Origin of the sequence: uncultured Rothia sp., from assembly GCF_963507905.1 — a bacterium.
Classification (GTDB): Bacteria; Actinomycetota; Actinomycetes; order Actinomycetales; family Micrococcaceae; genus Rothia.
This window is the reverse complement of record NZ_CAUOUU010000004.1, coordinates 158658-183419: the sequence shown is the minus strand read 5'-3', so window position 1 is coordinate 183419 and position 24762 is coordinate 158658. Positions and strand designations below refer to the sequence as shown.

At 60.2% G+C, this 24762-nt stretch carries 17 protein-coding genes; 9 read left to right on the top strand and 8 right to left on the bottom strand.

Annotated features, from left to right (window positions below):
* Positions 1–10: 10 nt before the first annotated feature.
* The 6 genes from RQ593_RS04395 to RQ593_RS04370 all read right to left on the bottom strand — a co-directional run bounded on the left by RQ593_RS04395 (position 11) and on the right by RQ593_RS04370 (position 7780).
* Entirely contained in the window at positions 11–754 is a 744-nt protein-coding gene (locus tag RQ593_RS04395) for a transglycosylase family protein (RefSeq protein WP_311449902.1), read from the bottom strand.
* Between the two features lie 696 nt (positions 755–1450).
* Positions 1451–3694 carry an NAD-dependent DNA ligase LigA gene (ligA, locus tag RQ593_RS04390; RefSeq protein WP_397545894.1) on the bottom strand — a complete coding sequence of 748 codons (2244 nt, stop codon included), beginning with the start codon at positions 3692–3694 and terminating at the stop codon, positions 1451–1453.
* Positions 3695–3893: 199 nt separating this feature from the next.
* Positions 3894–4787: a protein phosphatase 2C domain-containing protein gene (locus RQ593_RS04385; protein ID WP_311445822.1), complete on the bottom strand. Its 894-nt coding sequence runs from the start codon at positions 4785–4787 to the stop codon at positions 3894–3896.
* On the bottom strand, positions 4784–5935 hold the full coding sequence (locus RQ593_RS04380; RefSeq protein WP_311449901.1) for an adenylate/guanylate cyclase domain-containing protein: 1152 nt from the start codon (positions 5933–5935) through the stop codon (positions 4784–4786). Before RQ593_RS04380 ends, RQ593_RS04385 begins: the two co-directional genes overlap by 4 nt.
* 291 nt (positions 5936–6226) lie before the next feature.
* On the bottom strand, positions 6227–6715 hold the full coding sequence (locus tag RQ593_RS04375; protein ID WP_311449900.1) for a PH domain-containing protein: 489 nt from the start codon (positions 6713–6715) through the stop codon (positions 6227–6229).
* Between the two features lie 123 nt (positions 6716–6838).
* Positions 6839–7780, bottom strand: a complete 942-nt coding sequence (locus tag RQ593_RS04370) for a biotin--[acetyl-CoA-carboxylase] ligase (protein ID WP_311449899.1) — start codon at positions 7778–7780, stop codon at positions 6839–6841.
* Positions 7781–8000: 220 nt separating this feature from the next.
* On the opposite strand from RQ593_RS04370, the gene RQ593_RS04365 reads away from it, so the two are divergent.
* The 6 genes from RQ593_RS04365 (at position 8001) to RQ593_RS04340 (ending at position 16958) form a co-directional block, all read left to right on the top strand.
* Positions 8001–8282, top strand: coding sequence for a YciI family protein (locus RQ593_RS04365; protein ID WP_005508857.1), 282 nt, complete (start codon positions 8001–8003; stop codon positions 8280–8282).
* Positions 8283–8607: 325 nt separating this feature from the next.
* Positions 8608–10209 (top strand): acyl-CoA carboxylase subunit beta, encoded by a 1602-nt coding sequence (locus tag RQ593_RS04360; RefSeq protein ID WP_311449898.1) that lies wholly within the window; start codon positions 8608–8610, stop codon positions 10207–10209.
* A 65-nt stretch (positions 10210–10274) separates the two neighbouring features.
* The gene (locus RQ593_RS04355) at positions 10275–10670 is read left to right on the top strand and encodes an acyl-CoA carboxylase subunit epsilon (RefSeq protein WP_239663445.1); all 396 of its coding nucleotides are present in this window, start codon (positions 10275–10277) and stop codon (positions 10668–10670) included.
* A gap of 297 nt (positions 10671–10967) precedes the next feature.
* Positions 10968–12059, top strand: a complete 1092-nt coding sequence (locus RQ593_RS04350) for a restriction endonuclease (RefSeq protein WP_311449897.1) — start codon at positions 10968–10970, stop codon at positions 12057–12059.
* 464 nt (positions 12060–12523) lie between these two features.
* Positions 12524–14968 carry a restriction endonuclease gene (locus RQ593_RS04345; RefSeq protein WP_049355055.1) on the top strand — a complete coding sequence of 815 codons (2445 nt, stop codon included), beginning with the start codon at positions 12524–12526 and terminating at the stop codon, positions 14966–14968.
* A gap of 232 nt (positions 14969–15200) precedes the next feature.
* Positions 15201–16958, top strand: coding sequence for a DUF885 domain-containing protein (locus RQ593_RS04340; RefSeq protein WP_304191407.1), 1758 nt, complete (start codon positions 15201–15203; stop codon positions 16956–16958).
* A 115-nt stretch (positions 16959–17073) separates the two neighbouring features.
* Here the strand turns inward: RQ593_RS04340 and RQ593_RS04335 are convergent, their stop codons facing one another.
* Together RQ593_RS04335 and RQ593_RS04330 are read right to left on the bottom strand one after the other, a co-directional pair.
* A complete protein-coding gene (locus RQ593_RS04335) occupies positions 17074–18366 on the bottom strand; it encodes a glutathionylspermidine synthase family protein (protein WP_311449896.1) in 1293 nt (430 codons plus the stop codon).
* A 100-nt stretch (positions 18367–18466) separates the two neighbouring features.
* Entirely contained in the window at positions 18467–19417 is a 951-nt protein-coding gene (locus RQ593_RS04330) for a hypothetical protein (protein ID WP_311449895.1), read from the bottom strand.
* Between the two features lie 456 nt (positions 19418–19873).
* On the opposite strand from RQ593_RS04330, the gene RQ593_RS04325 reads away from it, so the two are divergent.
* The 3 genes from RQ593_RS04325 to RQ593_RS04315 all read left to right on the top strand — a co-directional run bounded on the left by RQ593_RS04325 (position 19874) and on the right by RQ593_RS04315 (position 24400).
* Positions 19874–21283 (top strand): dicarboxylate/amino acid:cation symporter, encoded by a 1410-nt coding sequence (locus tag RQ593_RS04325; protein WP_311449894.1) that lies wholly within the window; start codon positions 19874–19876, stop codon positions 21281–21283.
* A gap of 431 nt (positions 21284–21714) precedes the next feature.
* On the top strand, positions 21715–22428 hold the full coding sequence (locus tag RQ593_RS04320) for a nucleoside triphosphate pyrophosphatase (RefSeq protein WP_303983552.1): 714 nt from the start codon (positions 21715–21717) through the stop codon (positions 22426–22428).
* Positions 22429–22579: 151 nt separating this feature from the next.
* Positions 22580–24400, top strand: coding sequence for a biotin carboxylase N-terminal domain-containing protein (locus tag RQ593_RS04315; protein ID WP_297605924.1), 1821 nt, complete (start codon positions 22580–22582; stop codon positions 24398–24400).
* Positions 24401–24762: the final 362 nt, after the last annotated feature.

The following is a 24762-nucleotide window of genomic DNA, read 5'->3' as shown; positions in this document are numbered from 1 at the left end:
GGGTTAATCCTTAGGCGGGGATGGTCAGAACCTGGCCGGGGAAGATCAGGTCAACATTGTAGATGATGTCGGTGTTCGCAGCTGCGATTGCCTGGTAGCCGCCTGCAACGCCGAGCTTTGCAGCGATCAGCGAGAGGGAGTCACCGGGAACCACGGTGTAGGTGCCTGCTGCTGCCTTGGGAGCTGCAACGGGTGCTGCTGCGGGAGCCTCAGCTGCCGGTGCTGCTGCGGGAGCTGCGGGAGCCTCAACTGCGGGTGCAGCGGGAGCTGCTGCGGGTGCCTCAACTGCTGCGGGTGCAGCCTGAGCTGCAGGAGCTGCGGGTGCAGCCTGTGCCGCGGGAGCGGTGTAGGTCTGCTGGGTCTGCGACTGTGCAGCCACGGTGGTGGTGGGCTCGGTGTAGGTGGGAGCTGCGCCGGTCTTGCCGTAGAGGCCAAGCTTAGCGGAGCATGCGGGCCATGCGCCCCAGCCCTGGATAGCGAGCAGACGCTCGCCAGCCTCGATCTGCTGTGCACGGGTAGCGGTCGCGGGGGAGCCGGACATGCCGACGCCGTTCCAGGACTGCTGGGTGAACTGCAGACCGCCGTAGAAGCCGTTACCGGTGTTGATGGACCAGTTGCCACCGGACTCGCACTGTGCCAGTGCGTCCCAGGTAGCACCGTCTACTGCGTTTGCAGCGGGCATCGACATGGTAGCTGCTACAGCGCCACCGATGGCGAGAGCTGCTGCGGTACGACGAATGGAAGTGTTCTTCATAATGCTCCTTGGGGCCGTCCCCGCTCGTTCCGTCCCCGGAACTCTAGCGCGCCGCCGCTCACCCTTTGATAACGAAGTAGGTTACTCATGTTCTGGCTCTACCATGTGAGCGGCTCTCCACCGATTTCATGTCACCGTGAGCGATTCTGCACTTGTGTGCGGAATCCGGGTGGCACTTCCTCGATGGGGACGTGCGGTAGAACCGGGCATCGTTTCAAGCATTCCAAGCTTGAAACCACACAGGTGATTCTCTTGCGAGAATCCATCTGGTCTCAAAGATAGCCGAGGTTTTTTATGATTCCAACCCGACTTCAAGTTCACAGCGAACGTCCCGGGTTCTCCCAGGGTTCTTCCAGGTTAAAAGTGAAGGAAACATTATTTAAGACCTTGAGCCCCTCGCGCCTTAAGGGTTTCACCCCGGAATTTCGGGGTTTTCTAGGGCTTTAACTCGAAGGCGCTCCCCCGCCGAGTTTTCTGATTCGGGGTTGATGGGCACCACCTTTAAGGGTTTTGAACAGCGTGTAAATATTTTTTAAATATTTCTTCGCTTTGGGAGTGTTTTAAGGCGCTTCCGCCTTAAAAGCTATGGTAATTACAAATGCCAGAAATTGGCATTCAGGCCCTGAAGCACGCACTCCAGAGCCTGAATGCTCTATACATTGCAGGGGTCAGATTCAGGTGACCCCGCTACCGGGTCTACTCGGCGGTGGCCTCAACAGCCTCCGGACCACCCTCGAGCAGGGCGGTGAAGCCATCCTCATCCAGCACCTTCAGACCCAGCTGCTGAGCCTTATTCAGCTTCGAGCCGGCGTTCGCGCCAGCAACCACAAAGTGGGTCCTCTTAGATACAGAACCGGATGCCTTACCGCCGCGAGAAATAATGGCTTCCTTCGCGCCGTCACGGGTATAACCGTTCAGCGTGCCGGTCACGACCACGGTCAAGCCCTCCAGGGTGCGCTCCACCGATTCATCGCGGCTATCCTCCATACGCACACCGGCGGCAGCCCAGGAGTCCACGATCTCGGCGTGCCAGTCCTCAGCGAACCACTCAATAATCGAGTCGGCAATCGTGGTGCCCACACCGTCCACAGCGGCAAGGCGTTCACGGTCAGCCTCGCGGATCGCCTGCATCGAACCGAACTCCGCGGCGAGCGCGCGGGCAGCGGTCGGGCCCACGTGGCGAATCGAGAGGGCAACCAGCACACGCCACAGCGGCTGCTGCTTTGCCTTCTCCAGCTCGGCGAAGAGGTTCAGCGTATTCTTCGTGGGCTTCGGCTCGGGACGTGCCTTGGTCGGCTTGGTGTAGAAGTAGGGCACGCGCTCCATCTTTCCGGTGCCCACGCCCTTGACCTTCTTCTCACGTTCGATGGTGACATCGCGCAGGTCCTCAATGTTGAGGCTGAACAGGTGCGCCTCGGTCGTTAGCGGAGGGGTGTCCGGGGTTGCGGGGCTGGTGAGTGCCTTTGCTGCTTCAAAGCCGAGCGCCTCAATGTCGAAGGCACCGCGGCTTGCCGCATAGTACACACGCTCGGTCAGCTGCGCCGGGCAGGAGCGCGGGTTCGTGCAGCGCAGGTCCACATCGCCTTCCTTACCGGGGGCAAGGGGCGAGCCGCAGGAGGGGCATTCGCTAGGCATGACGAACTCACGTTCGGTGCCGTCACGCAGGGCAACCACGGGGGCGACGATCTCGGGGATCACGTCACCTGCCTTGCGCAGCACCACGGTGTCACCGATGAGCACACCCTTAGCCTTGACCACGTCCTGGTTGTGCAGGGTGGCGCGTTCCACGGTCGAACCGGAGACGAACACGGGCTCCATGACGCCGTAGGGGGTCACGCGGCCGGTACGTCCCACATCCACGCGAATGTCTAGCAGCTTGGTGTGCACCTCTTCGGGCGGGTACTTGTATGCCACAGCCCAGCGCGGCACGCGGGAGGTGTAGCCCAACTGAGCCTGGGTCGCGAAGTCGTTGACCTTAATAACGATGCCGTCGATCTCGTGCACCAGGGAGTGGCGCTGCTCGCCGTACTTGTTAATGAAGTCGAAGACCGCCTCGGTGTTTGCGGCAATTTCGCTGTAGGGGCTCACGGGCAGACCCCAGGAGGCGAGCAGATCGTAGGTCTCGTACTGGGTGGCAATATCCAGGCCGGTGCGCGAACCGATGCCGTGCACGTACATGCTCAGCGGGCGCGAAGCGGTCACCGCCGCATCCTTCTGACGCAGCGAGCCTGCCGCGGCGTTACGCGGGTTCGCGAAGGGGTTCTTGCCGGCGGCAATCATGGACTCGTTGAGCTTCTCAAAATCGGCGGAGGAGATGAACACTTCGCCGCGGATTTCAATCTCTTCGGGGTGGTTCTCGCCGGTCAACTGCTGCGGGATGCTCGCAATGGTGCGCACGTTGTGGGTGACGTCTTCGCCGGTGGTGCCGTCGCCGCGGGTTGCCGCGCGTACGAGGGTGCCGTTGCGGTAGAGCAGGTTTACCGCGAGGCCGTCGATTTTCAGCTCGGTCAGCCACTGCGGTGCACTACCGGTGAGGTTGCGGACGCTCTCCTCGGTCTTGGTCAGCCAGGCGCGCAGCTCCTCGAAGGAGAAGACGTCCTCGAGGGAGTACATGCGCTGCAGGTGGGTGACGGGCGCGAAAGCTTCGATGGCTTCGCCGCCGACTTCCTGGGTGGGCGAGTCGTTGGCGATTAGGTGCGGGTGCTCCGCCTCAATGATTTCGAGGCGGCGGTACAGCGCATCGTACTCGGCGTCGGAGAGGAAGGGTGCGTCCTCGTTGTAGTAGGCGCGGCGGGCGGCACGAATCTTATCGGTCAGTTCCGCGTACTCGGCACGCAGGGCCTCGGTAATTTCTGCGGTGTTTTCCACAGAGTTTTCTGCGGGGCTCTCTGCTCGAGTCTCGGCGGGGTCAGTCTGCTGGGTGGTGTTGTTCTCAGTCACCCGTACAGTCTAGCGTTTTTGCTACGCCTCTCCCCTATCTCTCGTCATATTGCCGGGTTCCGCAGGCGCATGTTCACAGCCTCTAACGCTCAGTCTCTATGCTCAGTCACGCTGACTTCAGATACAGTTCACCCCCGCTCCCTACAAGCGCTCAGTCAAGCGTCAGAAGAAAACGGGGGTGAATCACACGGTATGAAGTTTAGGCTTCGACAGCGTCGGCAACAATCACGGTAATGTTGTCGCGGCCGCCCGATCGGAGCGCCTCGTGCTGGAGCACGTCAGCGGCGTCCTGCGGGTGGCGGATTGAGGTGAGTACGCGCGCCATGTACTCGTGCGAAAGCTCACCGGAAAGGCCATCGGAGCAGAGCATCAGGCGGTCACCGGCGCGGGCGGGCAGAACCCAGAAGTCCGGTTCCCAGTAGTTGCCGGTACCGAGGGCGCGGGTAATCACGTTGCGGCGCGGGTGGGTCAGCGCCTCCAGAGCGGTAATCTGACCCTCGTCGACCAGGTACTGCACCTCAGAGTGGTCGCTAGTGACCTGCTCCAGCGAGGCGGAGCCCTCAGCGCCGGGCAGCTTCTCCATGGCGGAGTGGTGGATACCCTCATCCTCACGCAACAGGCGATAAGTGCGGGAGTCACCCACGTTGAAAATAACCCACAGGTTACGGTCACCGATGCTGGTCAGCCAGGCGCCGGTGACGGTCGTGCCGCCGGAGCGGGAGAGCGCCTGCTTAATTTCTTCGTTGGTTTCGCCGAGGATATCGTGCAGGCGGTTCAGGGTGCCCACGATTTCGTTGTTAAGCAGGGTGTTTGCGCGGCGACGGCGCTTGGCGGGATCTTCCTCGTCAATAGCTGCGAGGCGCTCAAGGTAGGCCTGCTGTTCCTCTTCGCTACGGCCACCGGGCATGGTGAAGAAGGGCGAGTAGGCGAGCTGACGCACGCACAGGCGCGAAGCAACCTCGCCCGCCTCGTGGCCTCCCATACCGTCCGCGACCACGCAAAGGGAACCGGCGACGACCATCGAATCTTCGTTATTTTCTCGATGTGCGCCGCGGTGCGTTGCACCACCGGTACGTAGTTTCAGTTCAGTCATGAGAGGTCTATCTCCATTGTGTAGTTCGCGCGACGAGTCACCGCCACGGGGTCTACGTTACCAAAGCTTCTAACGTTTCGCGTCCCTTGAGAGGTGAGAGTATAGCGATTTCCCACCTGTCGGAGCGTGTTTGCTGTCTCATTATCGGTCAGCACGGTACCCGGTTCTGCCAGGGAGACCAGGCGTGCAGCCAGGTTCACGCTGGAGCCGTACACGTCGCCGCGGTTAGCCAGAACCTCGCCCCAAATGAAGGCGACGCGGGCTTCCGGTAGCTGCGGGTCGGCACCGATCTTTTCGGACAGACGCAGGCTAATTTCTGCGATAGCGTCCGGGGTTTCGGTGAGGAAGAAAACTTCGTCACCGAGAGTCTTAATAATGCGACCGCCCAGGGGCGCGATAACGTCCAGGCAGCTCTGCTCGAAGTGGTTGATGAGCTGAGAGAGAGCTGCGGCGTCCAGGTTACGTACCAGGGAGGTGTAGGAAACCAGGTCCACGAACCCTACGCCGCGTACCAGGGGCAGGCGGGAAAGTCCGGAGGTGGTCACATTGTTTTCGCGCAATCCCAAGCGCAGGATTCCGGCGTACATCTGGCGACGGTATGCGTACAGCGCCAGGCGCTCGAGAACGTCAAGGTAGCGCGGGAAGTCTTTGAGGAGCTTGCGGCGGGCATCATTATCGCTGAGGTTTTCGGTGACCATGATGTTGTGCACCAGCGCCTCAATCTGCCAGGCGACGGTGCGGTCGGTCAGTTGACCTTCGGCGCGCACGAGGGATGCCACATATTCCATGCGGATGTCGCCTTCTGCGTCCAACTTCTGCAGGTCGGCGAGCATCTGCACGTCTGTTTCAGTGAAGTAGGGCGCGTGGTCGGCGATGGTCGGGAAGCCCATGTTGTGCCAGATGCGCTGGGCGGTTTCGAGGGGAAGTCCGGCGCACTCTGCGGCTTCTACGGGGGTGTAGCGGCGGCCCTGTCCCAGGAGCGACTTTTCGAGGGCTCGGATTCCTGCTTTGGATTCCTCGTCTCGGTAGATATTGTTCTGGGCGAGGTTCTGCAGAATTTTGAGGTTCAGCATTTGGGTTTCGGGGCCCATGGTGGCGCCGGTGCCCTGCGGAGAGTGTGCAGGTTTCTGGGGGTCTGCCGTGCTCATTGCCGCTGCCGCTCCTTTCATATCTGCCGGATCATCTGTTCTGTCGTGCGGATGCGCTGGCGTGTGCCGTGCGTCGATTGTGCACTGCTTCACTGTATAGCGCCTTGTTAATATACCCCCCACTGCGGTGTTTTGGGCGTCAAAGCGCCCGCACCCAAAGATATTTTAGTGGAGTAATTCACATTTAAGAATACTCTAATCCGCATTTTTTCGGCAGATTTAGGCGCCGGGTTAGGCTCTGAGCCAACCGGTCCACCCTCCTTATAGTGGGCGGACGCACCCCAGAGAGGGCTAGATATAGCGGGAACGCAGGGCGTAGTAGTCGCGTCGAGCGGATTTAATTTCTTTTTCAAAACGCTTGGGTTCAGGAACATAGGTCAGACGGTGGTGCGCTCCGCTGCAGACCACATACACGGACCCATAGCCCAACCAGGCACCCGGTCCGCGTTGTTTTACCCAGCGCTCCCCCATGGAATCCAAGTAGAGGGATTCGTCTCCGGTTCGGGTCATCACGCCACGGCGAACCACGAGCCGGTGCGTGGTCAGCAGGTAGTAGGTGGTAGCCCACCGCCAGGCAGTACGCACAGCACCAAGCAGGGCACCCACCGCACACATCGTGCCGAGAGTCCACAGAATCGGTGAGGACCGTGCCGTGGAAGCGAAGGTAGATGCGGCGATAGCAACCAGCAGGTAGGCGAGCGCGGGTAGCAGTGCACCGTAGTGCTGTCGGGTGGCGATGATGACATGCTCACCGGGGTTGAGTTTTCCGCGCAGGCGCATGGTGTTCCTTAGCTGTGCTGGTTGTTATGTCCCGGCTGGAGGCGCCGGTTTGAGGTGGTGCGGGCGTATTCAGTGTTGCTGTGCCGGGCAAAATTTTATGGGCAGAAACTTTATAGGTTGGTTCTAGTGTGCCTGCTGAAAATCTCCGTAGCTACCGTTGGCGGGGCGAAGATGCTCAATATCGCCCACCGCGTAGGGCTCTATGGTTCCGCCCTCGCGGCGGATAAGGATTCGCCCCTGCGCGTCGAGGTCTTCGGCAACGCCTTCTACGGTGCTTCCGTCGGGCAGACTCATGCGCACGCTGGCGCCGAGAGTGGCGGTGGCGGCGCGCGCCTGGTCAAGCAGGCTGAGGCTATCAGGGGTGAGCGGGTCGGGGCGTTCCGGGTCGCCGCCGGCGCGCACGAAGGCGCGGTAGCGGCGGGTGAAGATGCTCAGCAGTCGGGTGAGCACCTCGGAGGAGTCAATCACAGTACCGGTGCACAGGCTCAGGCTGGTGGCGGTGGGTACGGGCAGCTGTTCGGCGGACATGTTCGTGTTCTGTCCGATGCCCACAATAATGCTGCGCTGCCCCTCGGTGGAGCCGCTTTCGGGAACGAGCTGGGCGAGAATTCCGCACCCCTTAGCGCCCTGCGCGATGACGTCATTGGGCCATTTGAGGGCGGCATCCACGCCGTAGCTGCGCCAAATATCAACCACGCTGAGCCCGGCGATGAGGGTCATCCAGTGGTAGCTACCTTCGGGGAGTTCTCGGGCGAGCGGGTCTGCGGAGGCGTGCGGGCGCACCACGATGCTTGCGGCGAGGCAGGCCCCGGGAGGGGCGGTCCAGGCGCGGGCGAGGCGGCCGCGTCCGGCGCTTTGGTAAAGGCTGGCGTAGACGGAGAGCTCGCCGAGCTGTTCGCGTTCGGGGTCGGTGCCGTCCATGAGTAGTTCGCGGGCGCGGGTGGTGGTGGAGTCAACTTCATCGTAGAGGTTGACGCTGGAGTAGCCCGCCTCCAGCGCGATGATGCGGATGCGCGGCGCGTCCAAAACCGAATGACCGCTCTCGGTGTACATGTTATTCTCCATAGTTTGCACCTTTCTGCCCTACCCGAAACTGCTCTGCAGCATGCCGACCCGTCGCCGAAACCTGCCGATTTCTACAGAGTCGTGTTGATTTCTCACCATATCAATTTCTTGCCGCCGATGATGCCCACCCGGCGCCCGAGACGGTACATTAGACAGTGAGGGTGCATGAAGCACCGACCGGCTGCGGAGGTTCCTCCGCCCTGCTCGAAAGAAGACCGCTATGGCTTATTACGCAATTACTTACGTTTACGCAGCTCCCGAGGAGCAGGCGAAGTACCGTCCGGCTCACCGCGAGTACCTTGGTTCGCAGATTGAGGCGGGCAACCTGATCGTTTCCGGTCCTCTGCTGGACGGCGAGACCCCCGCTGGCGCTCTGCTGATTGCAAAGGTTGACTCCGCTGAGGCTGCCGAGAAGATCGTGGCTAACGACCCGATGAACATTGGTGGCGCGGTTCTGTCTCACACCGTGACCGAGTGGAACCCGGTTCTGGGCACCATCTAAGGTCGAGCACCGCTTCACGCTGGAAAAGCTTGAACGTAAGCCCCCTTTCCGCCGGCAAGGATTGCCGGCGCGAGAGGGGGTTTTCTGCGCTCTTTTGAGCCGCTCTTTTGCACTTTTCGTTTACTATATGCACCTTCTTGGGTACTGAGTGCATAAAAGTGTATCTAGTGTTGATATTCTGGCTTCTCACCTGGCACATGTGCCCTAGTTCGCACTATAGTTGAGGGATATGCACATTGTTCAAGAGCGCTCTTCGGGGCCTCCTGAACAACCATCACCGCAACCACTGGCTCCCGACAATCGGGTGGAGCAGGAACGAGGAATAATGTCCGAGAACCTCCAGCAGGAATTTGATTTGAGCACCACCGCCGGTAAGCTCGCTGATTTTTATGCACGTCGAGAGCGCAGCTTCGCGCCCAGCGGTGAGGCAGCTATCGAGAAGCAGCACGCACGCGGCAAGAACACCGCCCGCGAGCGCATCGAGATGCTTTTGGACGAGGGTTCTTTCGTTGAGTTTGATGCCCTCGCCCGCCACCGCACGACCGCGTTCGGTATGGAGGCGAAGAAGCCTCTGGGTGACGGTTTGGTCTCCGGTTACGGCACCGTGGATGGCCGCCTGGTTGCCGTGTACTCTCAGGATTTCACCGTGTACGGTGGTTCCCTCTCGCAGGTGAACGGCGAGAAAATTGTGAAGGTGCAGAAGTTCGCTCTGAAGAACGGTTGCCCGGTCATCGGCATTAACGATGGTGGTGGCGCCCGCATTCAGGAGGGCGTGGCTTCCCTGGCGATGTTTGCCGATATTTTCCGTATGAACGTGCGCGCATCCGGTGTGGTTCCGCAGATTTCGGTCATTATGGGCCCCTGCGCTGGCGGTGCCGCGTACTCCCCCGCCCTGACTGACTACATCATCATGGTGGATAAGACTTCGCACATGTTCATTACCGGCCCGGACGTCATTAAGACCGTGACCGGTGAGGATGTGGACATGGAGACCCTCGGTGGTGCGCGTCAGCACAACTCGGTGACCGGTACCAGCACCTACCTGGCTGAGGACGAGGAAGACGCGTTCGATTTTGTGCGTGAGCTTCTGGAATTCTTGCCGTCGAACAACCTTGCCGAGCCCCTGCCCCTGGAGCACGACCAGGAGCCCGTGGTGACGGTAGACGATCTGGACCTGGACACCCTGATCCCGGATTCTGCGAACCAGCCTTACGATATGCGTGCGGTCATTGAGTCCGTGGTCGATGACGGCCATTTCCTGGAGATGCAGGCGCTGTACGCTCCGAACGTGATGATTGGTTACGCCCGCGTTGAGGGCCGCACGGTCGGCATTGTGGCGAACCAGCCGATGCAGTTCGCCGGCTGCCTGGACATTTCTGCATCCGAGAAGGCTGCCCGCTTCGTGCGCCATTGCGATGCGTTCAACATTCCGATTCTGACTTTTGTGGATGTTCCCGGCTTCCTACCCGGCACCGATCAGGAGTTCAACGGCATTATTCGCCGCGGCGCTAAGCTGCTCTACGCTTACGCGGAGGCGACCGTTCCGCTGGTTACCGTCATTACCCGTAAGGCGTACGGCGGCGCGTACATTGTGATGGGCTCGAAGAAGCTGGGTGCCGATATTAACCTGGCGTGGCCCACCGCTCAGATTGGCGTGATGGGCGCTCAGGGTGCGGTGAATATTCTGTACCGTCGTGAGCTGGCTGCTCTGGCGGCTGAGGGTGGCGATGTTGAGGCTCGCCGCGCTGAGCTGATCACCAAGTATGAGGAAGAGCTGCTGAACCCGTACCAGGCTGCTGAGCTGGGCTACATTGACGAGGTCATCGCCCCGAGCGAGACTCGCGTGCGCATCATTTCTTCGCTGCGCGCCCTGCACGATAAGCGTGCGGCAACCCCGGCGAAGAAGCACGGCAACATCCCGCTGTAGGCTTCCGTTGTGCCCGCACCGTTTGTGGTGCAGGCGTTCGCACGATTTTAGGTTTCTAAGGAGGCGTGCCTTTGGCAGGCTACAATCCGCTGAGTTATTTCTCGTTCGGCAAGAAGAAGGATAGTTCGGAGTCCGCTGAGGGTTCCGAGCAGCTTGAGCGTGGCTCCGCTCGGTCTTCGGCACGCTCGGCTACCGCGTCCAGCGCAACGAAGGAACCCGTTCAGTCTTCGGTAGATACTGACGCTGAACAAGAGCCGTTGCTGAAGGTGGTCAAGGGCTCCCCCACCCCGGAGGAGATTGCCGCGCTGACCGCCGTGGTGGCGATGATGCAGGCAAGCTCCGCGAAGCAGGAGCCGAAGTCGCTGGTGGGTGCGGCATCGCGTCTGCTGAACCGTCGCCAGCGTCTGGGTGCGTCCTTGCGTCCGGGCCCCGGTTCGTGGAGGCGCGCTCGCCCCATGTAGTGTGGGCGGCTCATCTGAATAGTAGATTCCCGTTGCACCGGCTGGTGCGGCGGGAATTTATTATTTTGCCTCAAATTCAAGATTTATATTGCGCTATTGAACATCTAATGCGCTGATTCTTTCGGTTTTGTCATATTAGAAACGATAAAGTCATGATGATACGTACTGATGCTACGATGTATATACCATCACATTAGTGTTAATAAATTGGCAGGGACCATGGCAAAGATGCTGAATAAAAACCATAGGCCCCCACCGGATGTCTATATCGCGCTTCTGTTGCCGACGCTACGGCGCTTGTCGAAGACTGTACCTCGCACCGCAGCCTATGTTAGTGAGCAGTTGCGGCAGCAGACTAAGGCGTTGGGGTCGAATAAGAACCTTCCTGATCTTGAGTCCACCGATTTTGCGGTGGCTGTACGTACCACCTTGAAAATCTTGGTGGCGCTTCGTTATGCCCAGTTGATGCCTCGTCTGACCCCGTGGGAGAAGAGGAAGTATCTGCTCACTCCCCTGGGCGCCGAGCTGACCTGCACCCCGCACCTGCACGGTTCGGTGCCGCCGCGCGTGGTGAAGCAGGTGCAGGCTCTGTGTGCTCAGAGTCTGACGGCGAGGACCACGAAGAAGCTGAAGAAGCAGGCGAATGCCCTGCTGGAGACTGCGGAGGCGGAGCATCGCCTCATTTTTGGTGCGTCTGATAGTGACGCGGGCACAGGCATGGAACCGTTCCTCCCCGATACCGGGGATTCTGCCCCCGCCCATAAAGCACCCGGTGCAGAGCACCTTGTAAACGCGTTGAATTCTGCGGGCACTGCGGAGGCTGCGGGGTCCTGGCCCGCCGGTCAGTCTCCCCTGGATATTATTTTGCGCGCCAGCGATTCGCCGGTCATTCACGCTCAGGCTGAGTTTGCGGAGCATTTTACGCAGGATTTGATTCAACATATTCACGCGGTGACGCCGGAGTACTTTGAGCAGATTGTTGCCGATATTTTTACGGCTCTCGGTTTTACGACCGAGGTAACCGGCGGCGCCGACGATAAGGGCGTGGATGTTATTGCCCGCTATTCTGACGGTCTGGATTTTGCGCCGATTTATATTCAGGTGAAGCATTATTGCGGAACCATGAAGGTCACCCCGAACGAGATTCAGAAGCTTGCCGGTGCAGTGCTTTTGCACGGCGGCCTGCAGGGTGTTTTGGTGACCTGCGGTGCTTTTGCGCAGCCGGTTCCCGAGTATTTGCAAGGTTTGCCGGGCGCTCGCAATATTGCGCTGGTTGATCGGCACCAGCTGGTGGAGCTGATGATTCGTCACCGTGTGGGTGTTCTTGATGGTGAGGGCGAGTGCGGTTACCGCATTGACGAGGAGTATTTTGCCCGTGGCATGGAGTAGCCGGGGGTGTTTCTGGGGCGAGTATTTCTCTCCGAATATCTCTGATCTTCGCGCATTTCCCGCGTCATTTCACTTAATGTATTTTCACTTTTCCTTGAGGATATTTTTCACATATCGGCTGGTTTTAGAAATCTAGGTTATTTCTCGAACCAGCCGATACAATGAGAAGGTAGTGCGTTATATATTCTTCGCATTATTTCACGAAGTGTATATACCCGTGACGGTCTAGACACTTCACCCCAATTTATAGCGTTCTTTCTGAGTGCGCGTCATAGAAGACGGTGCGTAAGCGGGACGGGTTGAGAAAAAACTACCTACCTTGCTTCTCTTCACAGCGGGATTTCAAAGTGCCGGCCCAAAAATAAAGATGGTGCCGCTCACTTTCGTGATTATTTTCCCGCTCAAATGACTGCACTTCATGAAGAACGCCTGCACGATAAATAACACTAGATAAGGAGCCCGGCGTGGCTTTTGTGAATAAAACAATGCTCCATATCGATCATTCCGAATTGCACTCTTTGCAGCAGGAAACCTCGTGGGAGGCTCTACCCGAGGAAGCACGCACTCTCAGCGTTGCGGCGGCTTTCTCTCTGCTCCGCCATTTTGAGCGCGCGCAGGATCGTGGCGAGAAGGTTTTCTTCCCCGATATGTACACCCCGGTTGGCGTAGACCTGGGTTTCAATATGACTCAGCGTTTCATCGCTGTGGGTGACAATGTCCTCTTCCGTGAGGCGCTTAATAAGCTGATTGCGGCGCTGGTCAACGCTGATTATCTTGAGGTGTCCCTCAGCCAGCTGCATCCGGGCAATCTGCACTACACTCTGAGCGAGGCTGGCCGCGAGCTGTTGGGTACCCCGAAGGAGCAACAGGCTCAGGCTCTCTTGCCGGTTCTGCCCCTCCTCAGCGGCGTGTACCTCTACTACTTGAAGCAGTTCTACCCGGTTCTGCTCTCGCACATTACGGTGCGTGAGCTTCTGCCCATCGTCCTGAGCGTTACCCCGTCCTACCCCGCGGCGGCTCCCGTGAAGATTCGTGAGCTGGTGCTGCGCGAGTGCGGTTTCGTGCAGGGTTGGTACGGTCTGTCGTACCTGGAGCAGCGCATTGTTGAGCCGGTGATTGCTCAGGCATTGAGCCTGCTGACCCGTGAGGGCTACCTGCGCACCAAGACCATTCACGAGCACACGGATTCGCCGCTGACTCTGTACTCGCTGTCCCCGTCTGCGAAGGAGCTGGTGGCTCGTCATGAGGAGACCGGCGTGCCGGCGAGCGAGCTGAGCTCCGTGCTGGCGTTGGTGAAGGATGAGGGCACCTCGATTACCGCTGAGGATATTGCCGCAACCGACGCTCTGCTGACCCACATGGGCGTGCTTCTGCTCGATACTCTCAACGACCACGGCGCCGATGTGGAGCTGAGCCTTCCGAGCCTGGAGCAGGTCTTTGACCGCGACGAGCGTATTCAGCAGGCGTCCTCGAACCCCTATTTTGTGCAGATTGACGCGCAGGATTACATCTACGATGTGCTGACCGCGCACCACTACCTGTCCGAGCGTGAGACCGTCTACTCGCTGGGTTCCGCGTTTGCGCCCACCCTGGCGCAGATGGCTGAGCCGAGCGTTCAGAAGCTGGTGGCTTCGGCTCTGCTGGATCCTGCCGCTGTGGATGCTCTGCCGTACCCGCATCAGCTGCTGTACCCGATTCTGAAGCTCGTGGAGGAGAACCCGCGCATCTCCTACTACGACATTTACGATGAGCTGAAGATCGCCCTGGACATCCCGTACCTGCAGGGTGAGGTCGCGCCGCACCGCTACAAGCTGACCCCGCGTCTACGTAACCGCTATTCGGTGGCGATGCACGTGCTGAAGGGCGAGCGCTACCTGAACGCTCTGCGTGAGGGTACCGGTCGTACTTCCCGCAAGAACCCGGAGCGTTACGAGCTGAGCGAGGCGGGTAAGGAACTGCTCAAGCGTTTCCCGGAGGGCGCTCCGGAGGCGGTGACCGCCCGCATGGCGCCGCTGCCGCCCCAATCGCTCAAGCACAAGCTGCCTCAGGATATTGCCGCTGAACTGCAGGCTCGTGAGGAGGCTCTTCAGGCTGCCAAGGAGGCGCGTGCCGCGGAGCGTCAGGCTCGTCTGGCGGCCCGTGAGGGTCGTGAGCCGTTGGCTCCGGTACCGGGTGCTTCTCCGGCGCTGTTGGCGCGTCCGGCTGGTTCGCCGGTGGCGGCTGCTACGCAGGCTCCCGCTGAGGTTCCGGCGGCTGCGCCGGTTGTTTCCGCGGCTCCGGTTGTTGAGCCGGCTGCGCCCGCTGTTTCTGCACCCGTTGTGGCTCCCGTTCAGCCGGTTGTTTCCGCTCCTGCTGTTTCTGCTGCTGAGCCCTCGACCGCGCTGCAGGTTGCTGCCGCTCAGGTGCGTGAGGCTCTGAAGCGTTACCGTCAGGTCTTCCGCCGCGAGGCTCTGGCACCCGCCCTGGCGCAGGTGTCTGAAGAGCGTTTCCGCAGCATTGGTTTCGACCTGTTCCTGATGCGCGGCTACACCGTGGAGGCTCTGGAGGCTCGGGGTGTGGACGGCGTGGCTACCCCCGCCACCGGCGAAAAAGAGCGAGCGTTCTACGTTCGTACTCTGCGTCCGGCATCTAACGGCGTACTGTCCGCCGGCGTTCAGCCGCAGGACATTACCGCGTTCTTCCTGGCGATTCACGCCCGCGGCGGCCAGCTCGGCACCTTCATTACGAACGCCCCGTTCAGCGATGAGGCGTACGACGAGTTCATCCGCTGCTCGACCAAGTACCCGAACATTCTGGTGGACTTGGTGTCAGGTGATGAGCTGCAGGACCGCCTCATTGCGCACCGCCTCGGCGTGGTCGAGGGTGCGAACGGTCTGCTGGAGCTGAACGGCGAATACTTCGCCGGCTAGCCTCCCCTGCTAGTAGCTTGTAGCCCATCTTGGGCACGCCCCGGTTTTCTCTTTCCTGCACGTTCGGAGGGAGAAAGCCGGGGCGTTTTCGCGCATCCGCCCCTGGGAGTTGTCCACAGGTGTGCCCTTTTTGTCGCGTTCGGTGCCTCTCAGCCCGTAATATTGCCGGTTTATGCGACCCAAATCACCGAAAATCGGGGTTGAAGGCACACCCCTGCGTTAGGATATGAACATGAGCACTTACCAGGAACTTCCCAGCATCTACCGATTGAAGCGCTCGCTGACCGACGTCGATCAGATTGCTAACGAATACTTTGAAAAGGTCCTCGACCTGAACCCCGTCCATGCAACCGAGCTTGGTCGCAAAGGCGTAGAGACCCTGTACCCCGACTACTCGCCCGCAGGCGAGAAGGCTTATGCGCGCCTTGCGAAGAAGACTTTGAAGAAGGTCGATAACGTCCTGCCTATTGATGACGTTGACCTGGTCACCCTGGATGCTCTGCAGGAGCGCCTGAGCCTGTACCGCAAGCAGTACAAGGCTGGCTTTGGTGGCTGGCAGCTGAACAATATTGCCTCCGTCCCGCAGGAGGTGCGCTCGGTCTTTGACCTGATGAAGCGCAACACCCAGCAGGACTGGGAGCACATTATTGGTCGTATGCACCGCGTGACCGAGGCGCTGGAAGGCTACATCCAGACCCTTGAGGCAGCTCGTGAAGAGGGCAAGGTTGCCCCGCGCCGCCAGGTGGATATTGTCATTGAGCAGACCGCCGCATACTACGCTCCCGGTGGTTTCTTTGACGAGCTTGCCGCCGAGGTTGCTGAGGCTGTCCCGTCTCTGAAGGATGAGGCTGCCGCCGGTGCTGAGGCCGCCAAGGAAGGCTACCGCCGCCTCAATAGCTACCTGGTGGAAAAGCTGCAGCCGGTCGCTCCCTCCCGCGACGCTGTGGGCCGTAAGGCGTACAGCCTGCACTCCCGTTCGTTCCTGGGTACCACCATTGACCTGGACGAAACCTACGCCTGGGGCGTGAAGGAGCTGGAGAGCATTATTGCTCGTCAGCGTGAGGTTGCCGAGGAGATTGAGCCGGGCGCAAGCATTGAGCGTGCGAAGCAGCTGCTCGATGAGGATCCGGCACGTCAGCTGCACGGCACCGATGAGCTGAAGGCGTGGATGCAGAAGCTCGCCGACGCCGCGGTGGAGAACCTGGCGGGTAGCCACTTCGAGATTGGCGGCCCCATGCGCCGCATTGAGTGTTGCATTGCGCCCACGAACGAGGGCGGTATTTACTACACCGGCCCCTCCCCCGATTTCTCGCGTCCGGGCCGCATGTGGTGGTCGGTTCCCGAAGGTGAGGACACGTTCACTACCTGGCGTGAAACCTCCACCGTGTACCACGAGGGCGTTCCGGGCCACCACCTGCAGATCGCTATCGCTACGGCTCTGCAGGGCACCATGAACTCCTGGCGCACGAACATGCTGTGGGTTTCCGGTCACGGTGAGGGCTGGGCACTGTATGCCGAGCGCCTCATGGAGGAACTGGGCTACCTGAAGGATCCGGGTGACCGCATGGGCATGCTGAACGCTCAGCGTATGCGCGCCGCCCGCGTGGTCTTCGATATTGGTGTTCACTGCGAGATGCCGATTCCCGATGAATGGGCTGAGCAGCTGGGCGTTGAGCCGGGCACCATCTGGACCTCTGAGCTGGGTTACGAGTTCTTGAAGCTGAACCTGGACGAGTCCGAGGGTCACCTGCGTTTCGAGTTCCTGCGTTACCTGGGTTGGCCGGGTCAGGCGCCGAGCTACAAGATTGGCGAGCGCCTCTGGCTGGAGCTGCGCGATCAGGCTCTGCGCCGCGGCGATGACATGCGTGCATTCCACACGCGTGCGCTTCTGCTCGGTTCGGTGGGTCTGGACACTCTGCGCCGCGCCCTGACCGATGAGATGATGCTTCCTCTGGATACTGAGGATGACGATGATGAGGACGACGAGTAGCCTCTGAACTGGGTCCTCTGAGCTAGGGCCTCTGCATAGGAACTCTATAGACGAAGCCCCCGCTTCAGCTTTGGCTGAGGCGGGGGCTTCGTCGTCTTTTCGTGTCTTCTGAGCACTATCCGAAGTTTGCGGTGCCGGGGTCGGTGGTGCCGAATCCCATGCCGGTGGAGTCGTTCAGATCCACCAGGTGCGGGGCGAAGCGGCACCAGTAGTCGGTGAGCGCGCCGTTCGATTCGCGGATGCCCACGCCTACGGTGCGTCCGTCGACCACCCACACGCCGAGGATGGGGTGGCTGACCGGGTTGATAATGCCTTCGTAGCGCGGTGCCGGGATGTACTCCTGGTAGACGAATTCGCTTTCGGGGGCGTTGGCGAAGAAGTCGTCGTCTTCGGGTTTGATGAAGACGTCGTAGTCGGGGGCGTAGATTTCTACGCCGTCGCCTTCACGCCCGAAGATGGGCTTGCGAACCCAGTTGCGCATGCCGCCGCGGTGGCCCGCGTAGGTGGGCACGAGGTTCGGGTGGCCGGGGTACTTATCCCAGAGCGCGGCGAGCAGCAGCTTATTGGAGAGGAACATCTTCCACGCCGGCTCGATCCAGCGGTCCATGGCGCCGTGGTAGGCGAAGAGGAGCTTGTCGTAGCCTGCTTCGCTGTCGGTGACCAGGTCTTCCCAGGGGTAGAGCTTGAAGAGGTTGGCGATGGCGCGTCCGTGGGCGTCTTCCCAGCTCTTGGTTTCCTCATTGAAGATGACTTCGTCAATGGGAATCATGTGGGTTTTGATGCCCGCCTGCTGTGCCGCGTAGGCGATGAGCCAGAGGTTGTTGTAATCCTCGTTGTTCTCGTCAATCTCGGGGCTCACGTGCGCCAGGTGCAGTACGGGCTGCACGCCGGCGGTGATTTCGGGGGCAAAGATGTGGCGCCAACGGTTGGTGAAGGCTTCACCGATTTCGCCCCAGTGGGCGTAGCCGCGGGTGTCGAGGCGCTGGTCTTTCGCCCAGGTTTTCTGGCTGACTGCCGCCTCCACAATGCCGGTAGGGGTGTCTGCATTGTATTCGAGCAGCTTCATGGGGTCACCGGGCACACCCGAATAGGTGAAATCGAAGCGTCCGTAGAAGTCGGCGTCGCGGCGGTTCCAGGATTCCACGGCGAGGTTGAACGCCGCCTGGGGCAGACCGAGGGTGCCGAACGCGCCGGAGGCAATGTACTCGACGGTTTCTAAGCACATGCGGTGCATTTCTTCCGCTTGGGCGCGCACAGAGTCCATTTCTTGCGGGCTGAAAATGTAGGCGGCGTATTCGTTCCAGTAGTGGTCGGTGTCGTGGGGGCCGTCCACACTGTAGGTGAGGCCTTCCTCAACGATGACGTTCTCCCAGTCGGGTCGGCCGACGGGAAATTCTTCACGGCGCATGAGGGGCTAGGCTCCTTCGAAGTAGTAAATGGAAAATGGTGAGGAAAATGCGGGCGGGACCGTTCAGTCCCTGCCCGCATTCAGCGTGATGGCTGATGGCTTAGCCGCCGGAGCGGCCGCCACCGGACTTCGAGCCGCCACCGAAACCGCCCTTGCTGCCGGACTTCGAGGAAGAACCAGACTTGGACGAGGAACCCGACTTGGACGAAGAACCGGATTTCGAGGACGAACCGGACTTGGAGGTGTTCGACTTACTGTAGGAGCCGGTGCTACCGCTATTGCTGGTGCCCTGCTTACCGCTGGAGACCGAGCCGGTGGTCTTATTACGCACCGAGGAGGTCTTACCGGAGTTGTTGGTGCTGGTCACCTTGCCGGAGGAAACGGTGGAGGACTTCTTCGCGGTGCGGTAGGAATCCTCGAAGCCGCCACCCTTGGAGGACACGCCACTGTAGACGGTGCCGTTGCTGGGGCGGGTGGTGCTACCTCCGGAAAGCTTGGACCCTACAGGAGGAATGTAGTGGGATCCGGAAGAATTAGCGGCACTTTGGCGACCCAGGTAGTACCAGAGGAACGCATTCGAATTATTGTGGGTGGTGGTCGAACCAGAAGTGCCCGAAGACCCAGAAGAGCCCGAGGAGCTGGAGGAACCGGAAGAACCATAAGAGCTTGAGGACTCCGTGGAAGAGGCCGAGGGCGAGTCGGTCGGTTCCTGAACGCCTGCCTTCTCACATTCGCTATCTTCCACGCGCAGGCCAGTCTTCGCGTCCTGGCAGACGCGGGCGTACTCTTCGCCCTGCGACAAGAACGCGTTCTCTTCCTGGTGCATGGAGTTGTAGGCGAAGATGCCACCGCCAACCAGCAGCACGCCAGCGCCAGCTACGGCAATCATCTTAGCGATGCCGGGGCGAGTCGCGCCCAGGTTCAGGGTCTGCTGGGCAGAGGTCTGTGCGGCGCGGGCAGCGAAGTTGGCGACTGCTTCCATGCGGTTGCCGGGCTTCTTCGGGCCGTTGGGGGTGGTGGTTCCGCCGGGGTATTGGGGAGCAGAACTCATGCATCTCTCCTTGAAAGGTGGTGCGTGGCGTAACGCTCAACGCGTACATGAAGCTGAGTGGGTACAGCATCATCCGGCGACTTTCGCCGGATTATCGGTGTGGTTCCAGCATATCAAGCCCTGGCTTTCGGATTATTAGCTGACGGCAAAATCTCAGCAAGCTTCGCCGCATGTTGCGCCGTTGTTTCCCTTCTGTTTGCTTTTGCGGTGACTGCCGGTTAACTATCAGCCGGTCTAACCGCTATTGGGAAGCAGCTACGGCGCTGGTGGATGCGCTGACAGATGCACTGTTGGCTGCGCTGTTGGTTGTACTGCCGAAAGGTACCGCCGGAAGGTGCTACTAAAGGTACCGCCAGAAGGTCACGATTCGTCACACATCCCCTACACTGCACCGGGTTGAAACACTTCTTCACACAAACTCGCGCCGGAGTGCGCAAAAGTTTTAGAGTATGCCACATGTCTACACCGCATGCATCATCTCGTTCACGTCTGCCCAAGTGGGCTACTTCTTTCGGCAACCAAATCATTGCCTCCCTCATTCTGGGTATTGTTCTCGGCGCGCTCGCCCTCTCACTGGGCGGGGACGCGAAGAGCAACCCCAACTGGCTCATGGTGACCTTAGATACCATCGGCTCCTCCTACGTCACCCTGCTGAAGGCGGCTGTTGTTCCGCTGATTTTCACCGCCGTGGTCGCCTCCATCTCTAACCTGTCGCAGGTGACGAACGCGGCACGCCTGGCGGTTAACACGCTCATCTGGTTTGCGATTACCGCGTTCTTCGCGGTGCTCATTGGTATTGCGATGGGCCTGATCGTTCAGCCGGGCGTGGGCGCGCAGGTGCAGGGTAAGGCATACACCGGCTCGACCGGTTCGTGGACCGCGTTCCTGACCGGTCTGATTCCGGTGAACTTCCTGGGTCTGGGCGTCAGCGCTAAGTCCGGTGATTCCGGCATCACCGCCTCGGCGTCCTTTAACGTACTGCAGATTCTGGTCATTTCCGGTGCGGTCGGCATTGCCGCGCTGAAGGTCGGCGAGGCTGCTAAGCCGTTCATTGACGTGGTCAAGAGTGCTCTGGCAATTATTCAGAAGATTCTGTGGTGGATTATCCGTCTGGCACCGCTGGGCACCGTGGGTCTGATCGCTAAGGCGGTGTTCGCGTACGGTTGGGCGTCGATGGGTTCGCTGGTCGCGTTCGTTATCGCCCTCTACATTGGCCTGTTGCTGGTCTTCCTCGTGGTCTACCCGATTATTGTTCGCGCGAACGGTCTGTCGGTCCGCCAGTACTTCTCGGGCGTGTGGCCGGCGCTCCAGCTGGGCTTCGTGTCCCGCTCCTCGATGGGTTCGATGCCGATGACCCAGACCGTTGCCGAACGCAACCTGGGTGTTCCCCGCGCCTACGCATCCTTCGCCGTTCCGCTGGGTGCGACCACCAAGATGGACGGTTGCGCTTCGGTTTACCCGGCTCTTGCCGCGATTTTCGTGGCTCAGTTCTACGGTATTCAGCTGGACTTCACCCAGTACCTGCTGATTGTGATGGTGTCCGTGCTCGGTTCGGCTGCGACTGCCGGTACGACCGGCGCTATCGTGATGCTGACCCTGACCCTTTCCACTCTGGGTCTGCCGCTGGACGGTGTGGGTCTGCTCCTGGCGATTGACCCGATCGTTGACATGGGCCGCACCGCCCTGAACGTTGCCGGTCAGGCGCTGGTTCCCGCGATTGTGGCTCGCCGCGAGGGCATTCTGGACGAGGCGCTCTACAACGCTCCCCGTTCGGAGGGCGGCTTCGTGGCTCAGGAATTCTACGATGAGCGCATCGCCGGTGAGGCGCAGCGACTTCACGAGGTGGAGGAGACGGCACTCCGCTAATCTGGCGAGCTAATCAAGCAAAGGCTCACGCGCACGGCGCTAGGCGGTACCGCTTAGCGCCGTGTAGCTTCTCCGCCGCCCACGCCTCCCCAGCATGGGCGCACAGCACGGACAAAATACATTTATCAAACGTCATAAAAATGTCATTATTGATTCTTCTTTTCTTTAACGTTTGAGAAGAGTTATGATTTTGAACGGCGTGTTCCATCTCCTACGTGGTTGAGGGGGATGGGACACGCTCTTTTTATGCCCGCCGGTTTTATGCCCCTCATTGTTTCCCTCGGCTCGGCACTCCAACCCTCCCGCAGATCCCCCCAGATTATGCGAATGCCCCGTGTTCAACGCTGACGCACCGGCAGAGGGTTCCACCCAGTGACCCTCAACCTGCACCCGAGAGTAAAGCTCCCCAACAACGCTCTAAAATAGAACCCATGACTACCAGCGCTTCATCAACCCGACTGATTCTTGCCTCTGCCTCCCCGGCGCGCCGCAAGCTCCTGGAAGACTCCCGCATCGCGTTCACGGTGCGCGTCTCTTCCGTAGATGAGGACGCCGCACTCGCTACCGCCAACGAACAGGCGCGAGCACAGGGACGTGCGGGACTCACCCCGGCTGAAACCGCATCCCTGCTGGCGCAGCTGAAGGCACAGGCAGTTGCCGCTGAACTCGCCGCCGAGGGTGTGCGCGATGCGCTGGTTCTGGGTTGCGATTCGGTCTTCGAGTTTGAGGGTGTTGCCTACGGCAAGCCGCACACGGCGGAGGCGGCACGCGAGCGCATCAGCGCAATGAGCGGCAACCACGGCGTGCTGCACACCGGTCACGCTCTAGTGGATTTGCGCGGTATTGAGCCGGGCACTGAACCGCCTGCAACTTCTGAGTTGCCCACCGTTTCTGAACTACGTAGCGCCACCGTCCACTTTGATGAGCTCAGCCCCGAGGAAATCGAGGCGTACATTGCTACCGGCGAGCCGCTCTGGGTAGCCGGTTCCTTCACCCTGGACGGTTACGGTTCGGCGTTTATTCGCGGTATTGAGGGTGAGTTCCACACGGTGGTGGGCCTGTCCATCCACGCGCTACGCGATATGCTGCGCCGCCGCGAGGTCGCGGTAACCGAGCTGTGGCTGGCGCCCCAAAATGAAGATTAGATCCAGCGCAATCGTATAAATCTGTCTCAAAGCGCGCCCTGAAATACACATTATTGAACACCAATCGATAAGATAGAACAGTATGATGCGCGTTATATTCGCCAATCCTGCCGATGTATCCTTGGAGCAGGAGATTAAAGGAGAGCTTTAAGTGACTCAGCACCAGGCAGAAGCCGCCAAGAAATTTACTGCAGTCCCCGGCCGTCACACCGGCCCGGTCAGCAAGATTCTGATCGCTAACCGCGGTGAAATTGCTGTCCGCGTGATTCGTGCAGCCCGCGATGAGGGTCTGCAGACCGTCGCCGTCTACGCTGACCCGGACCGCGACGCCCAGCATGTGAAGCTTGCCGATGAAGCCTACGCTCTCGGCGGTGCCACCGCGGCGCAGTCCTACCTGGTGATGGACAAGCTCATTGAGATTGCTATCCGCTCCGGCGCTGACGCTGTACACCCCGGCTACGGCTTCCTTTCCGAGAACGCGCAGTTCGCTCAGAAGTGCATCGACGCGGGTCTGACCTGGATTGGCCCCTCCCCCGAGTCCATTACCCAGCTGGGCGATAAGGTGGCGGCACGCCACATCGCGCAGAAGGTGGGTGCTCCCCTGGTGCCCGGCACCAAGGATCCCGTTAAGTCCGCCGATGAGGTTGTCGCGTTCGCTGATGAGCACGGCCTGCCCATCGCAGTGAAGGCTGCTTTCGGTGGCGGTGGCCGCGGCATTAAGGTTGCCCGCGACCGCGAGAGCATTGTTGAGATGTACGAGTCCGCTGTTCGTGAGGCTACCGCGGCATTCGGTCGCGGCGAGTGCTTCATCGAGCGTTTCTTAGATTCGCCCCGTCACGTTGAGACTCAGTGCCTGGCGGATGCGCACGGCAACGTTGTGGTGGTTTCTACCCGTGACTGCTCCCTGCAGCGCCGCAACCAGAAGCTCGTTGAGGAGGCGCCCGCCCCCTACCTGACCGATGAGCAGAACGAGCGCCTGTACGAGGCGTCCCGCGCGATTCTGCGCGAGGCCGGCTACCAGGGTGCCGGCACCTGTGAGTTCCTGGTCGGCACCGACGGCACCATCTCCTTCCTTGAGGTGAACACCCGTCTGCAGGTGGAGCACCCGGTTTCCGAGGAGATTTCCGGTCTGGACCTGGTTCGTGAGCAGTTCCGTATTGCTCGCGGCGAGAAAATTGAGGAGAAGGACCCGGTTCTGCGAGGTCACTCCTTCGAGTTCCGTATTAACGGTGAGGATGCGGGCCGTTCCTTCATGCCCGCACCCGGCACCATCGAGAAGATGACCGTGCCCACCGGCCCCGGTGTTCGCTGGGATTCCGGCTTCGTTGCTGGTGACGTTATCGGCGGTAACTTTGACTCCATGCTGGCTAAGCTCATTGTCACCGGCGCGGACCGTAAGCAGGCTCTGCAGCGTGCCCGCCGTGCCCTGGCTGAGCTGAGCATTGAGGGTATGCCCACCGTCATCCCGTTCCACCGCGTCGTGCTGGATGACCCCGCCTTCGCACCGGCTGAGGGCGGCGAGTTCAAGGTGCACACCCGTTGGATTGAGACCGAGTTCAACAACACCATCCCCATGTACTCCGGTGCTCCCGGTAGCGTGGATTCGGATGAGGATGAGCGCACCACCGTGGTCGTTGAGGTCAACGGCAAGCGTCTGGAGGTGTCCCTGCCTGATCTGGGTGGCGGCACCAAGCCTGCCGCTAAGCCCGCCGCCAAGACCCGCAAGTCCCGTTCGGCACGCGGCGCGGCGAAGGGTGGCGGCGACGAGCTGACCAGCCCCATGCAGGGCACCATCGTGAAGGTTGCCGCTTCTGACGGCGACACCGTTGCTGAGGGCGACCTGATTCTGGTGCTGGAGGCGATGAAGATGGAGCAGCCCATTACCGCGCACAAGGCGGGTAAGGTTTCTGGTCTGTCGGCTAAGCCGGGCGATACCGTCACCTCCGGTGCGGTGCTGGCGACCATCAAGTAACTCTCGCTAGCGTAGTCTCGCCCCTGCGAGCGCTATAGGTTTTACGAATCCCCCGGGTAGATACGAGGTAAAATCTCGTACCGCCCGGGGGATTTTCTGTATGCACTCTTGTCTGTTTCTGTGGGGTTTGAGCGAGTACCTATTGCGATTACGTCCAGATAGTGACCGTATTTGTTGGGTCTTTTCTGAACAGAGTTATAATGTTGCACTTTAGAGGAGCCTTTCAGATTCCGGCACCCACCCACCTCACCCGGTGCGGTCACGGCACCCGGTACGCGCCCACGGCACACCCGCCTCCCGCGCCGACCGGTCATGGAACACCCACCTCAGGCTCCTCGTGTACACACAAATTCACCATCTCG